This is a genomic window from Actinokineospora spheciospongiae, from assembly GCF_003182415.1.
In the GTDB taxonomy this organism is placed as follows: Bacteria; Actinomycetota; Actinomycetes; order Mycobacteriales; family Pseudonocardiaceae; genus Actinokineospora; species Actinokineospora spheciospongiae.
In genome coordinates, this window is the sequence record NZ_QHCP01000001.1 from 619,717 (window position 1) to 634,152 (window position 14,436).

Below are 14,436 nucleotides of genomic sequence, written 5' to 3' on the forward strand. Positions count from 1 at the left end.
CAGGCGCCCGCGCGACCCCGGCATCGAGGTGCGCGACTTCGCGTTCCCCCGGTCCGCGCGGGGAGCGCGACCGGCAGCGGTGCGTGAATAAATGGGTATCTCCACTTAATGACGCGTGGATTGGTGCGCGGGCCCGCTCGGGGGAAGGTGGGCGGCAGTGGTCGCCCGTTCCAACCCTGCTCGCGACCACTCGCCGCGGTGGCGTCCCCCGCCGCGGTGCGGTGAATGGGAGTTTTGATGAATTGCAGGTATTCGATGCGGTCGCTGGCCGTGGCGGGCGTGGTGGCGGGCGCGGCGCTCGTCGCCGCGGTGACCCCCGCCATCGCCGCCCCCGCGGAAGGCGCCATCCGCAGCGCGGGCGTTCCCGGCTCCGTCGCAGACAGCTACATCGTCGTGCTCAAGGACACCGTCGGCGCCCAGGCCGTGAACTCGGCCTCGGCCGACCTGGTGCGCCAGTACGGGGGCCAGCGCAAGCTGACCTACTCCGCGGCGCTGAGCGGCTTCTCGGTGTCGATGTCCGAGCAGCAGGCCCGCAGGCTGGCGGCCGACCCGAAGGTCGCCTACGTCGAGCAGGACGGCACCGCGCACGGCTTCGGCGAGCAGCAGAACCCGACCTGGGGCCTGGACCGGATCGACCAGCGCGCGCTGCCGCTCGACAACAAGTACGCCTATCCCAACGACGGCAACGGCGCGACCGTCTACGTCGTCGACACCGGCGTCCACCGCGGCCACCCGGACTTCGGCGGTCGCGTCACCTCCGGGCGCGACTTCATCGACAACGACGCCGACGCCTCGGACTGCCACGGCCACGGCACGCACGTCGCGGGCACGGTCGGCAGCGCCACCTACGGCGTGGCCAAGAAGGTCAAGATCGTTGCCGTCCGGGTGCTCGACTGCCAGAGCTCGGGCCAGTGGTCGCAGATCATCGGCGGGTTCGACTGGGTCGCGGCGAACGCGGGCGCGAACTCGGTGATGACCGCCAGCCTCGGCGGCAGCGCCAACTCCTCGGTGGACGACGCGGTGGCCAAGGTCGTGCAGAAGGGCATCACCTCGACCATCGCCGCGGGCAACAACAACGGCGACGCCTGCCAGACCAGCCCGGCCCGCACCCCCAGCGCGATCACCGTCGGCGCGTCCGACAACGCCGACAAGCGCTCGCTGTGGAGCAACGGCCAGGGCTCGAACTACGGGAACTGCGTGGACCTGTTCGCCCCCGGCACCAACATCACCTCCACCTTGCAGAACGGCTCGTCCGGGCAGATGTCGGGCACCTCGATGGCCACCCCGCACGTGGCGGGCGCCGCGGCGCTGTACCTGACCGCCAAGCCGGGCAGCACCCCGTCGCAGGTCACCCAGGCGCTGCTCGCGGCGGCCACGCCGGACAAGGTCAGCGACCCGAAGGGCTCGCCCAACAGGCTGCTCCACGTCAAGGACCTCGGCGGCACGCCCCCCGACCCGGGCACCTGCGCCCCGCAGACCAGCCCCGGCGCCGTCGCCATCCCCGACGCCGGCTCGGCCGACTCCCCGGTGACCATGGCCAACTGCACCGGCACCGCCTCGGCGTCGACCACGGTGAAGGTCGACATCGACCACACCTTCACCGCCGACCTCGCCGTCGACCTGGTCGGCCCGTCCGGCGCGGTGTTCGGCCTGCGGCCCTCCGGCGGCCTCGGCGACGCGAACGGCATCCACACCACCTACACCGTCAACGCCTCCGGCGAGCAGAAGAACGGGACCTGGAAGCTGCGGGTCACCGACGTCTACCGCTTCGACACCGGCTCCATCACCTCGTGGACGTTGACCCCGTGACCGCGCCTGACCTGGAGAAGAAGACGATGTCGGTATTCAAGCGTTCCGTGCGCGTCGGCGCGGTGGCGGTGGGTGTCGCGGTGAGCGCGCTCGCGGTCGTCGCGGTCGCCAGTGCGGCCCCGGCCAACGCCAAGGCGGCCACCTTCGAGGGCGACACCCCGGTGCCCGCCCCCGACGCCACTGCCCAGATCTACAAGGGCGTCGACGCCACCGTGTCGGACTACCCGCCGGTGATCGGCGCCCTGCGCCAGGGCGGTTCGCGCCCGGAGGGCCAGTCCTGCACCGGCTCGGTGGTGGGCAAGCGGAGCATCCTCGTCGCCGCCCACTGCCACGACCTGGAGGGCACCAAGACCTTCCGCTACGGGCTCGACGACCTGTCCGCGGGCACCGGCACCACGCTGACGGTCAAGTCGTACGAGAAGCACCCGAAGTACGTCAACTTCGACCAGGGCTACGACGTGGCCGTGGTGACCACCAACGAGGACATCCCGCTCTCGCCGGACAAGTGGGCCAAGTTCGCCACCTCCGCGGACGCGGGCAAGGTGTGGAAGGTGGGCGACTCGGCGCTGAGCATCGGCTACGGGAAGAAGACCCACGACGACAACCCGGCCGACGTCTCGCTGGACAAGCAGAACTTCCCGATCGTCAACGGCGACTCGGCCTGCCAGGGCGTGGGCGCCGGGTTCAAGTCGGCGTACATGATCTGCGCCGGGTACCCGGACGGCCGCTCGACGATCCTGCCCGGTGACAGCGGCGGACCACTGGTGGTGAACGGCAGGCTCGTCGGCGTCGCGTCGTGGAGCCGGTCGGACTTCCGGTGGTACGGCATCTGGGCCCGGCTCGACAACGAGATGGGCGACTGGGTCAAGGAGAAGGTCGGCTCGGCGCCGCAGCCCGCGGAGTTCGGCGTGGCGGTGAACCCGGCCTCGGTGCGGGTCGACGCCGGGTCGAGCGGGTCGGTCGCGGTGAACACCACGGCCGGGTCGACGCAGGAGGACGTGGCGCTGTCGGTGTCCGGCCAGCCCTCGGGCGTGACGGCGTCCTTCCAGCCGACGTCGGTCAAGACCGGTGAGAGCGCGAAGCTGTCGCTCAGCGTCGCCCCCGGCACCCCGGACGGCACGCACGCGTTGACCGTCACCGGCAAGACCGCGTCGGGCACGAAGACGGCGAACCTGACCCTGACCACCGGCCAGGGCGGCCCCGGCGGCGAGTTCGGTCTCGGCGCCAGCCCGGCCGCGCTCAAGGTCGACCCGGGCGGGTCGGCGTCGACGAACATCACCAGCGAGGTCGTCGGCGGCACCCCGGCGCAGATCTCGTTGGCGGCCGGCGGCCTGCCCGCGGGCGCGGAGGCGGTGTTCCAGCCCGCGACCATCACCTCCGGCCGCACCGGCAAGCTCACCGTCACCACCACGTCGAGCACCCCGAAGGGCGAGTACCGGGTCACCGTCACCGGCACCTCCGGTTCGGTCAGCAAGCAGACCACCCTCACCCTGACCGTCGGCGACGGCGGCCAGCAACCGGGCGGCCTCGCGGTGACCCTGTCCCCGTCCTCCGGCACGCTCTCGCGCGGCGGGTCCGCCTTCCCGTCCATCCGCGTCACCGGCGCCACCGGCTCGGTGACGCTGTCCACCAGCGGCGTCCCCTCGGGCGTCACCGCGCAACTGGTCCCCGCGACCATCAGCGGCAGCCAGACCTCGATGATGTTCCTGACCGCCTCCTTCTCCGCGGCTCCGGGCACGTACACCATCAAGGTCACGGCGACCGGCGGCGGCAAGTCAGGCACTGCGGACTACACCCTGACCATCCGCTGACCACCGCTGGGTGATCGCGCCCGGGGGCCGGGTGGGAGGCGGCAGGGCCTCCCACCCGGCCCCATCCCCGTCCGCCGGGGTGGTGTCGCCACCGATGGCTGGTCGTCCTCCCGGTCGCGGTCAGCCGGTGGCGGGTTCGAAGGCGGCCCGGGAGGTCAGGCCCAGTTTGCGCATGGCCTTGGCCACGTGGTGCTCGACGGTGCGCGGCGACAGGTATAGCTGCTGGGCGATCTGGCGGTTGGTGCGCCCCGCGGCCACCAGGTCGACCACCTCGCGTTCCCGGGGCGAGAGGTCGTCGCCGTACCCCCGCCTGCCCCGGGGCGTGCCCCTGCGGAAGCGCCGGGCGACCTGGCGGCAGCGGGCCTCGTCGCGGGCGGCGCCCAGGTCGGCGAAGGTGGTGGTGGCCGCGGTCAGGTGCCGGGTCGCGGTGGCGGTGTCGCCGTCGTCGAGGGCGGAGCGGGCGGCGGCCTCGCGGGCCGAGGCGGCGGCGTGGGGGTGGGGCAGGGCGCTGTAGTGGTCGGCCGCGGCGGCGTAGCGGGCGACGGCTTCCCCGTGGCAGCCGCGGGCGGACGCGAGCACCCCCCTGGCCAGTTCGGCACCCGCGACGGCCAGCGGCGCGTCCCGCCCCTCGATCCCCCGCACGTACTCCGCGACCAGGTCGGCGGCCTCCTCGACCCGACCGCTGCGCGCATACGCCCGGGTCGCCAGCGGCACCAGATCAGCCGCCCACACCCAGTTCCCCTTGTGCCGGGCCTCCGCCACGGCCCGCGCGGCACCCACGGCGGCCGCCGCGACGTCCCCCCGCGCCAACGCGATCGCCACCCGCCCGGTCGCGACCGCGAGGGACACCGGCGCGTTCTCCGGTGCGGCGGCCAGCGCGTCGTCGAGGTGCCGGGACGCCAGGTCGCGGTCGTCGCAGGCCAGCGACAGCCACGCCAGCGCGAGCCGGGCATCAGCCGCGAGGTACCCCATCTCCCCGGCCTGTTCGATCAACGCCGCCGCCGCCGCGGACACACCGTCCCAACGCCCGACGGCGACGTCGAGCCGCAAACCCGTGCCGGTGGCCAACATCGACAGGAACGGCACGTCGGCGTCCACGAGCAGTGCCCCACCCGTGCGCAGGTACTCCCGCGCCGCGCTGTAGTGCCCGAGCCACGCCGCCGCGTCGGCCAGGTTGTTGTACGCCCGGCTGAGCTGCCGACGCACCCGGGACGACCTCGCGGACCCCGGCAGGTCCGCCGCGGCCGCCCACATCGCCGGAGCACCGGTCTGGGCGAGCGCGGTGACCTCGTTGGCGCGCACCGAGGCGATCAGCTCCAGGTCGCGCGCGCCGTCGAGGGCCGAGACCGCCTCGTCGAGCCACCGCAGGTGGAACCCGACCGGGCGCGCGCCGAAACTGGGCACGCACAGCGCCGCCATCCCGCGCGCGGCGAGCAGCGGGCGGTCGCGCAGGTCGTGGATGGCCATCTCGATCTCGTTCTGGCCCAGCTCCATCCGGCCCGCCTGGTTCATCAGCAGCCTGCCGAGGTTCAGCCGCACCTCACCGCGTGAGGACCGGCCGAGGGTGCCGTCGCGCAGCAGTGCGCCGAGGCGCTCGACGGTGCTGCTGTGCGCGATGGCGTTGAGCGCGACCCGGCTCAGCCGCACGGCCAGGGTGTTGCGGGCCCGGCTGGGCAGCGCGTCGTCGACGAGCGCCTCCTCCAGCAGGTGCAGCGCCAGCGCGGTGTCACCGACCTCGGTGGCCTGGTCGACCGCGGCGAGGGTCTTGCGCACCCAGTCGGTCAGGTCGCCCGCCCGCCGGTGGTGGTGCGCGAGCCGGACGACCGGCGGGTCGGGCGCGGCGGCGAGCAGTTCGGCGGCCCTGGCGTGCAGCCTGCGCCGTTGCGGACCGGGCACGCAGATGTAGGCGGCCTGCCTGGCCAGGGGGTGGCGCAGCGCGTAGCGACCGGTGTCGGTCTCGTGCAGGACCGCGGCGGCCAGCGCCCGGATCAGCGCGCTGCCGACCCGGCGCGCGGGCAGCCCGGCGACGGTGCCGATCTCGTGCTCGGTCGCGGGCATGTCCAGCACCGCGGCGGCGTGGACGACGGCGGACACGGTCGGCCCGAGCCGGGCGAGGCGGTCGGACATGGTGTCGCGCAGCAGGTCGGGGATGTCGACGAGGTCCAGCACGGTCGGGTTCGGGGCCGCGGTGGCACCGGTCTCCCTGACCTCGCGCAGCACCTCCTCGATGACGAACGGGATGCCCGCGGTGCGGTGGTGCAGGGCGAGGGCGAAGTCCTCGGGGACCTCGGCGGTGCCGAGCAGGTCCGCGGCGAGGGCGGCGACCGGGCCGGGGTCGAGCGGGCGCAGGCGCAGCAGCGAGTTGCGGGCATCGGCCAGCAGCCGGTAGCCGGAGCCGGGCAGGGCGGCGCCTTCCTCCCTGCGGTAGGAGAACACGGCCGACAGCCCCGGTGGCGGCGGGCTGGTGATGAACCGCAGCAGGTCCTGGGTGCCCTCGTCGGCCCAGTGCAGGTCCTCGACGACGAGCAGCGCGGGCCCGTAGGCGGCCAGCAGTTCGCGGACCGCGCGGAACACCCGGTGCCGCTCGACCGCCACGTCACCGCGTTCCGGCTCCGGCGGGAGCAACGGTGCCAACTCGGGCAGCAGTGACCGCAACACCCCGGTCACCGGCGGCAACGCGTCGGCGACGCCCGCCAGGAGGTCGCCGGTCTCGCGCAGGATGTCGACGACGGGGCCGTACGGCAGCGGTGTCCGCATCGGCTGGCACGCACCGACGAGCACCGTCCGAGCCGCGACCTGCGGCAGTCGCAACAGCTCGCGGACCAGCCGGGTCTTGCCGACTCCCGCCTCCCCCTCCAGCAACGCCACCGCGGGCGGGCGGCGGACGCACGCCGCCAGCTCGGCCAGCTCGGTCGCGCGGCCGACGAACACCGACGTCGGCAGTCGAACCGGGGGGAGCTGGATCACCAGCGCACGGTACCTCCGGGAACGGTGCCCGGTCGATGCGCGACTCACCGCCCGCCATTGCCGGATGCGTTCCCATTCCCATTCACATTCCCGGACTTTGAATGGGGGTACCCATCAATCCACCCGGCAGTTCACGGCCGGGCGCGCGCGACGCATTGTGGTGGCGCGGCGGTGTTTCCCTGACATTTCCCTGCCCCTTTCCACCGCGCGCAGAGGAGTCCTACGATGTTGAGTCGGAAAGCAGGGCTGGCCGCGCTCGCGCTCGGTGCCGCCTGCGCCGTGGCGGCCATCGCCGTCCCGGCCGGGGCGGCGCCCGCCGTGGGCGCCGTCGTCCAGGCGAAGGAGCACTACGCGGGCCAGTACATCGTCGTCCTGCGCGACGCCGCCGCCTCCGGTGCCGCCGTCGAGGCGAGCGCGCAGTCGCTGGTGAACACCTACGGCGGCACGATCGCCTCGCTCTACAAGCTCACCGCGCGCGGCTACTCGGTGCACGGCATGACCGAGGCGCAGGCCAAGCGGCTCGCGGCGGACCCGGCCGTGCGCACGGTGTACCAGGACGGCAAGATGCGCGGCAGCGACGTGCAGACCAACCCCACCTGGGGCCTGGACCGGGTCGACCAGCGCGACACCGCGCTCGACCGCAAGTACGAGTACAACGCCACCGGCGAGGGCGTCACGGTCTACAGCGTCGACAGCGGCGTGCGGATCAGCCACCAGGACTTCGAGGGCCGCGCCAGGTCCGGCTACGACTTCCTGGACGGGGACAACGACGCCTCCGACTGCAACGGCCACGGCACGCACACCTCCGGCACCGCGGTCGGCAAGACCTACGGCGTGGCCAAGAAGGCGAAGCTGGTCGCGCTGCGGGTGCTGGGCTGCGACAACAACGGCCCGGACTCGCTGCTGTCCGACGCCGTCGAGTGGATCACCGCCAACGGCGTGAAGCCCGCGGTGGTCAACATCAGCATCGGCCAGTTCGAGACCGGCATCGGCGACGAGCAGATCCGGGCGTCCATCCGCGCGGGCTTCGTGTACGCGGTGGCGGCGGGCAACAACAACGGTGCCAGCGCGTGCGACTACAGCCCGGCCCGCGTCCCCGAGGCGATCACCGTCGCCTCGATCGACCAGGGCGACCGCCGCTCCGGCTTCTCCAACATCGGCACCTGCGTCGACATCTACGCGCCGGGCGCCAACATCACCTCGCTGTCCCACAGCAGCGACACCGGCACCGCGGGCAACTCCGGCACCTCGATGGCCACCCCGCACGTCGCGGGCGCGGCAGCGCTGTACCTGCAGGGCCACCCGAACGCCGCCCCGGCCGACGTCGCGAACGCGCTGACCTCGATGGCCACCCCGAACAAGGTCACCGACCCCGGCACCGGCACGCCGAACAGGCTGCTCCACACCAAGGAGATCACCGCGGGCCCCGGCCCGGACCCGACCTGCGCCAAGCAGACCAACGCCGACGACGTCGCCATCCCGGACGCGGGCGCCGCCGCCACCAGCCCCATCACGGTGAGCGGCTGCACCGGCAACGCCTCCTCGACCGCCTCGGTCGAGGTCGGCATCGCCCACCCGTACCGCGGCGACCTCGCGATCTCCCTGATCGCCCCCGACGGCACCTCCTACCCCCTCAAGGCCTCCTCCGCCGGTGACCCGGCGGCGGACGTGCGCGCCACCTACACGGTCAACCTGTCCAGCGAGGCCAGGAACGGCACCTGGAAGCTGAGCGCCACGGATGTGTACCGCTTCGACACGGGCACGATCGACACCTGGTCGATCACGGTCTGATCCCACGACCCGAGCAGGCTCCGCCCTCCTTCCGCGGGGCGGAGCCTGCTCGCCTTCGGTCAGCCGTGGCGCCGCGCCATGCGGATCGCCCTGTCGGGCACGCGCCACGCCGACCTGTCCGGCCGCCCGCCCGACATTTCCGTCATCGGCCCTCTCGACGACGACGAGGCGAACCCGTGGATGGGCGACGGCAGCTCAGGAGTGGTCGAACAACGCGACGACGCCCTGCGGCGCCTTCTCGCCGAAGAAGACCCCGAGGTTCCGCGCCGAGCGTTCGGCGACCTCGCGGCTGCGGGGGAACAGCCGTTCCTCCTGGATCGCGAAGACCCTGTCTGCCTGACCCGGCCGTTCCGCGCGGCCGTGCCCGGTTCCCCGGAGACGGTCTCGCCCTCCGGGGAGAGGCACCCGTGACCGCAACAGACCGCGTCGGCCGCCGGATGCCGCTGCTGGTGGGCCTGCGCTTCACCCGGGGCATCCCGGGCTGCGCGGGCATCGTCATCGCCCGCGACCTCGGTGGCGGCCTTCGGTCAACGCCTTCGCCGCACCGCGCTGAGCGCACCCGCGGGCTCGTTGTGGTCGAAGACGTCCGCACGGGTGCCCACGGCGCTTATGATCAACTGATGTCCGCACGGGTGTCCACGGCGCGCCGAGTGCTGCGCTGGTCGCGCTGGTCGGCCGCTGTCCTGGTGAGCGCCTGCGCGCTGCTCGGGGTGGTCCGCCTGGTGGTGCCCGCCACGGCCGGTGCGACCGGCGAACCACCCGGCGTGCAGCGGCAGATGGCTTTCCTGCGCGCGGAACTGGACAGCGGTGCGGGGGAGGAAGCCCAGCGCCTGTTCCCGGAGGGGTACTTCTTCCTGCACGCCCTCCACGGCTTGAGCTGGGTCGAGCTGGGGATGCGGGAGCCGGTCGGCGAGCGGGCGGCGGCGTTGCGGGAGGCCCGGTTCGCCCTGGCGCGACTGGACTCGCCCGCCGGGCGGGCGCCGTTCAGCGCGGACCTGACCCCGGCGCACGGGGTCTTCCACCGCGGCTGGAGCAACTGGCTGCGCGGCGGGGTGTTGAGCCTGGAGCCCGCCGAACGGCGCGACCCGGCCGAGGTGCGCCGCTTCGCCGAGGACTCCGCCGCCCTCGGCGCGGCCTTCGACGCCTCGCCGACGCCGTACCTCACCGCCTACCCGGGACAGGCGTGGCCGGTGGACTCGACGGTGGCGGTGGCGTCGCTGCGGCTGCACGACACCCTGCTGCCGCCGCGGTTCGCCGGGACCGCCGAGCGGTGGCTGCGGGAGGTCCGGCAGCGGCTCGACCCGCGCACCGGGCTGCTCCCGCACCGCGCCGACCCCGTCGACGGCACCCCCGCCGAGGTCGCCCGCGGCACCTCGCAGAGCATGGTCAACCGCTTCCTGCCGGAGATCGACCCGGCCTTCGCCCGCGAGCAGTACCTGCGCTTCCGCGACCGGTTCGTGGTCTCGCCGCTGGGGCTCGGCCCCGCCGTCCGGGAGTACCCCGCGGGCATGGACGGCCCGGCGGACGTCGACTCCGGTCCGCTCCCCCTGGGCGTCAGCCTGTCGGCGACCGTGGTCACCATCGGCGCCGCCCAGGTCCACGGCGACGACCGGCTGGCCGGTGCGGTGGCCGCTTACGCCGAACTGGTCGGTGTGCCGGTCGGGACGCCGTGGAGCAAGCGGTACGGGTTCGGCCTGCTGCCGATCGGCGACGCGTTCCTGGCGTGGTCCAAGACCGCGCGGCCGTGGGTGGTCCCCACCCCGCCCGCACCCCCGGCGAACGTCTCGTCCGCGTGGTGGCTGCCGTTGGTGTCGCTGCTGGTCGTCCTCGCCGCCGCGCCCTGGCTGCCCGCCGCGGCCCGGCGCCTCAGGAACCGCCGGGGTGCGGGCACCGAGGCAGGCGGCTGATCGAAAGGTCGAGCCGCGCGCCAGACTCCACCACGAATGGGGTCACATCCGATCGGCACCCCTCTCGTCGCATGATCATCAACGAGGGCCCGCCATTCGAGTGAGTGATCGGTGTCGCGACCCGCCCGCGAGGACGGTCCACGAACGGGCGATTGTAGCCGGGGGGCGCGTTCGGCGCGGGTGCTCAGGCGGCTTCCTGGGCGGGGATGCTCGTGCGCAGGGTCCGCAGGGCGTTGTGCACCCGGCTCTTGACCGTGCCGACGGGGACCTTCAGGACCACGGCAGCCCCCGCCGCGGTGCGGTCGGCGAAGTAGACCTCGACCAGGGTGCGGCGGTGGGCGCTGGGCAGCGCCTCCAGCACGTCCTCCACCACCAGGCGGTCCAGCACCGCATCGGTCGGCTCCGGGGTGCTGGTGGGGTCGCCCTCGGGCATCTCGACCTCGGTCGGGCGGGAGGCGCGGGCCCGGTGCTGGTCGACGGCGATGTTGTGCGCCACCCGGTTCAGCCAGCCGCGCACGGAGCCGCGGTCCTCGGTGAGGCGGTCCTGGTGGCGCCACGCCCGCACCCAGGTCTCCTGCACGACGTCCTCGGCGCGGTGGCGGTCGCCGCCGGTGAGGCGGGTGGCGTAGGCCAGCAGACCGGCGCTGTGGCTGCGGACGATGCTGTCGAAAGTGGACATCGAGGCTTCCCCTTTTCCCGTGTTGCTCCGGTGGGGAAAGCCTGGCGCTTCCGGCCGCGCGAGTCGGTGGGACAGACCCTCCGACCCCGGGGGGAGCGCCCGCCGGTTGTCGGAGGGGTTCCCCCGCGGTAGGGGTAGGGGAATCCCCACCCCGGCGTCTGCGGGTCGGGGATTTGCCCGTGCGGTCACCTGATCTTCACCAGGGCGCCCCGCGCGGGCAACACCGCGGTGCTGGGGGCTCCGCTCAGGTGAGGTCGGAGCAGCGGGTGGCCCCCGGGTCCTCCGCGGCACCCGGCGCCCACCGCACGTTGGCGAAGGTCGCGTCGAACACGCCCTCGGTGTAGACGAGGAAGAAGGTGTTGACGTTCTTCGGGTCCAGCCCCTTCTCGATGAAGCACGAGACCGGGATGCGCACGGTCGACATCGTGCCGACCGGCAGCTCCTGGAACAGCGTGGTGGCCTCCACCTCCGCCGCGCACGGGTACTCGCAGTGCACGCCGATGGTGGTGCGCACCGCGGGCGTCTTGTTCACCACGACGTCGAACACCAGGGCGCTCTTCGCGTCCACGTAGGCGCTCATGTCGCGGCCGCCGCGCACGTCCTGGAAGTAGAGCTGCCCGGCGCCCTTGCCGGTCCAGGTGGTGTGCAGCCCGTCCTCGGTGCCCGCCTTGCCCGGTTCCACCGAGATCGCCGTCTGGGTCGCGGCGTGGGCCACCCCGAGCTGCGTGCCCGCCCAGTTGTCCGCGGACCCGATGATGCTCTTGAACGGGATGACGTCCTGCTTGTCGAACACCTTCACCTCGGTGGGCTTGTCCTGCGAGCCCGCGGCGACGGCGGGCGGCTTCCCGTCCTCGTCCCCGCCGGAGGTGAGCGCCACCGTGGTGACCGTCGCGACGAGCAGCACCGCCGCCGCGGCGGCTGCGGGCACCAGCCACTTCGGCCTGCGCCCCCGGCCCGACCCGGACGAACCGGGCGCGGCGGACGACCCGGCGGGGAACGCGGTGGTCGCCAGCCCCGAGGGCGGGGTCGGCGGGGCGGACGTGGCCACCTGCCGCGCCACCGCCGCCGCGCCGAGCGCCACGGTGAACTTCGGGTGCAGGCCCACCCGCACCGGCCTGCCGAAGGCGGCCGAGACCATCTGCGGCACCAGCGGGATGCGCGAGGAGCCGCCCGCGAGCAGCACCGCGGCGAGGTCGTCCGGCTTGAGCCCGGCCGAGGAGATCGTGCGGTGCAGCGCCTCGGTGGTCAACGCCACCGAGGGCCGGATCATGTCGTTGAACTCCAGCCGGGTCACCAACAGCTCCCGTTCACCCGAGGGCAACGGGATGCGCAGCGTCACGTCCGGTTCGACCGACAGGTCCTCTTTGGCCCGGACGCACAGCGCGCGGATCGCCGCCAGCGCCACCGCCGTCTCCGGGTCGGCCGGGTCGAGCGCGCTGACCGCGCCGTCGAGGCGGGCGTCGACGTGGGCGAGCAGCGCCTCGTCGAAGTCCATGCCGCCCAGCCGTTCGATGCCCTCCGGGGTGCCCAGGATCTCCATGCCGCCCGCGCGGGCCCGCAGGATCGTGGTGTCGAAGGTGCCGCCGCCGAGGTCGTAGACCGCGACCAGCTCCCCGTCGCCGAGCCTGCGCTCCACCGAGTAGTGCGTGGCCGCCGCTTCCGGCTCGGTGACGATCCGCGCCGCGGGCAGGTCGGCCAGGCGCGGCACCTCGTCGAAGTGCTCGCGCCGGTACGGGCCCCACACGGCCGGGCAGGTCAGCACCACCGACGACGGCGCACCGCCCTCCTGCGCGCCGACGAAGGCGACGACGTCGCGGAGCTGCGCGGCCAGCAGCGCGGCGGGGGAGTAGGCGGCACCGCTGAGCACCAGCGGCGTCGGGTCGCCGAGCCTGCGCTTGTGCCCGCGCGCCAACCGGGCCGGGTCCGACCTGCCCACCGCCTCGGCGACGTCGCCGGTGATCAGCGCGCCCTCGGCTGCCGCGTACACCACCGACGGGGTGATCACCCCGTCGCCGAGCGGGACCATCCGGGTGCCTGACTCCGAGGCCACGGCGGCCGCGGTGAAGGTCGTGCCGAGATCGATGCCGAGGCCGTAGCGCACTTGGACACTCCCTGCGTCGCGTCGCCGAATGATCAGGTCGGATGGTAATCCGACCGTTGTGCGGTAGGGATATCCCTACCCGCATCTGGGGTGGGCCACCTTGCCGATGGTGCCCGACTCGACCAGGCTGGCGGCGTGATCGGACTGCTGCTGGGGCTGCTCCGCCGCGCGGGCGGGTGGCGTCCCCGGCTGCGCCCGCCCACCCCGGACGCCGCTGAGCTGCGCCGCGACCTGGAACGGGTGCTGCACGACGGACCCGCGCTGCGCACCTCGGCGCTGGCGCTGGAGCTAGGCTTGCTCGCCGTGACCGTGACCGACCCCTGCCAGCGAGAGCGCGTCGAAGCCGCGCAGCACACCGTGCGCCTCGTCCTCGACGACCTGCGCCAGGTCGGGGAGGCGCTCTACCCGCCGGTGCTCCCCGGCGCGGGCATCGAACCCGCCCTGCGCTCGGTGGCCGAGCGCCACGGCCTGGCCCTCACCCTCGACGTGGTCGCGGCCGGGCTCGACGCCGACGCCCGGTCCCGCACCTGCCTGCTCGTGGCCGACCACCTGCGCTCGCTGCGCCCGGACACCGCCGTCGCGGTGCGGGTGCGCGCGGGCCGCCACCTCATCCGGGTGCGCATCACCGAGGACCGCCCCGGCGCGGCCCCCCGTCGGCACTGGGCGGTGCTCCGGTGCGCGTAGCCATCGCCGAGGACGGCGCCCTGTTCCGCGAGGGACTGGTGCTGCTGCTGGAAGCCGCGGGCCACGAGGTCGTCGGCTGCGTGCCCGACGGCGACCGCCTGCTCGCCCTGGTCACCACCGAACCGGTGGACGTCGCCGTGCTCGACATCCGGATGCCGCCGGAACCCGACGGCGGCCTGACCACCGCCGAGCGCATCCGCGCGCTGTACCCGGACATCGGGTTGCTGCTGCTGTCGCACTACGCCGAGACGCACTACCTGATGCGCGTGCTGGAGATCGGCACCGAGCGCATCGGCTACCGGCTCAAGGAGCGCGTGGCGGGCGTGCAGGTGCTCGACGACACGCTGGCGCGCATCGCCGCGGGCGAGATCGTGATCGAACCGGTGCTGGCCAAGCGGTTGGTGCAGACCCCGGCGGGCCGCGACGGCGGGGCGATCGACGCGCTGACCGAGCGCGAGCACGACGTGCTGCGGCTGATGGCCGAGGGCCGCACCAACAACGCCATCGCCGCCGAGCTGTTCATCTCCGCCAAGGCGGTGGAGAAGCACATCGCCGCGATCTTCACCAAGCTCGACCTGCCGGGCGACCCGTCCGTGCACCACCGCCGGGTCCTGGCCGTGCTGGCCTACCTCCAGGCGCGCCGGATCGACGGCTAGGCGTGCTCGCCCGGCGCGGGCGGGGACGCGC

10 protein-coding genes are annotated in these 14,436 nt (G+C 73.7%); 7 read left to right on the top strand and 3 right to left on the bottom strand.

The features are described 5' to 3' along the window. The first annotated feature begins 237 nt into the window (after window positions 1-237). Window positions 238-1,809 (top strand): S8 family peptidase, encoded by a 1,572-nt coding sequence (locus DFQ13_RS02630; RefSeq protein WP_110078640.1) that lies wholly within the window; start codon window positions 238-240, stop codon window positions 1,807-1,809. Beyond that, a complete protein-coding gene (locus DFQ13_RS02635; protein ID WP_110078641.1) occupies window positions 1,806-3,620 on the top strand; it encodes a trypsin-like serine protease in 1,815 nt (604 codons plus the stop codon). Before DFQ13_RS02630 ends, DFQ13_RS02635 begins: the two co-directional genes overlap by 4 nt. Window positions 3,621-3,740: 120 nt before the next feature. Here DFQ13_RS02635 and DFQ13_RS02640 read toward each other — a convergent pair whose 3' ends face one another. Continuing rightward, complete coding sequence (locus DFQ13_RS02640; RefSeq protein WP_146241049.1) at window positions 3,741-6,587, bottom strand: ATP-binding protein; 2,847 nt, start codon at window positions 6,585-6,587, stop codon at window positions 3,741-3,743. A 225-nt stretch (window positions 6,588-6,812) separates the two neighbouring features. Here DFQ13_RS02640 and DFQ13_RS02645 point away from each other — a divergent pair, with 225 nt between their 5' ends. From DFQ13_RS02645 to DFQ13_RS02655, 3 genes are all read left to right on the top strand, one after another. Next, window positions 6,813-8,378: a S8 family serine peptidase gene (locus DFQ13_RS02645; RefSeq protein ID WP_110078643.1), complete on the top strand. Its 1,566-nt coding sequence runs from the start codon at window positions 6,813-6,815 to the stop codon at window positions 8,376-8,378. A 78-nt stretch (window positions 8,379-8,456) separates the two neighbouring features. Further along, a complete protein-coding gene (locus DFQ13_RS33515; protein ID WP_181399801.1) occupies window positions 8,457-8,789 on the top strand; it encodes a hypothetical protein in 333 nt (110 codons plus the stop codon). Next, window positions 8,786-10,285 carry a hypothetical protein gene (locus tag DFQ13_RS02655; protein ID WP_219994233.1) on the top strand — a complete coding sequence of 500 codons (1,500 nt, stop codon included), beginning with the start codon at window positions 8,786-8,788 and terminating at the stop codon, window positions 10,283-10,285. Before DFQ13_RS33515 ends, DFQ13_RS02655 begins: the two co-directional genes overlap by 4 nt. 184 nt (window positions 10,286-10,469) lie before the next feature. Here DFQ13_RS02655 and DFQ13_RS02660 read toward each other — a convergent pair whose 3' ends face one another. Together DFQ13_RS02660 and DFQ13_RS02665 are read right to left on the bottom strand one after the other, a co-directional pair. Further along, window positions 10,470-10,964, bottom strand: coding sequence for a sigma-70 family RNA polymerase sigma factor (locus tag DFQ13_RS02660; RefSeq protein WP_035290394.1), 495 nt, complete (start codon window positions 10,962-10,964; stop codon window positions 10,470-10,472). 244 nt (window positions 10,965-11,208) lie between these two features. Continuing rightward, a complete protein-coding gene (locus DFQ13_RS02665) occupies window positions 11,209-13,065 on the bottom strand; it encodes an Hsp70 family protein (protein ID WP_110078644.1) in 1,857 nt (618 codons plus the stop codon). A 135-nt stretch (window positions 13,066-13,200) separates the two neighbouring features. On the opposite strand from DFQ13_RS02665, the gene DFQ13_RS02670 reads away from it, so the two are divergent. Together DFQ13_RS02670 and DFQ13_RS02675 are read left to right on the top strand one after the other, a co-directional pair. Further along, the gene (locus DFQ13_RS02670; RefSeq protein ID WP_035285848.1) at window positions 13,201-13,749 is read left to right on the top strand and encodes a histidine kinase; all 549 of its coding nucleotides are present in this window, start codon (window positions 13,201-13,203) and stop codon (window positions 13,747-13,749) included. Further along, window positions 13,740-14,405 carry a response regulator transcription factor gene (locus DFQ13_RS02675; RefSeq protein WP_084176101.1) on the top strand — a complete coding sequence of 222 codons (666 nt, stop codon included), beginning with the start codon at window positions 13,740-13,742 and terminating at the stop codon, window positions 14,403-14,405. Before DFQ13_RS02670 ends, DFQ13_RS02675 begins: the two co-directional genes overlap by 10 nt. Window positions 14,406-14,436 lie beyond the last annotated feature (31 nt).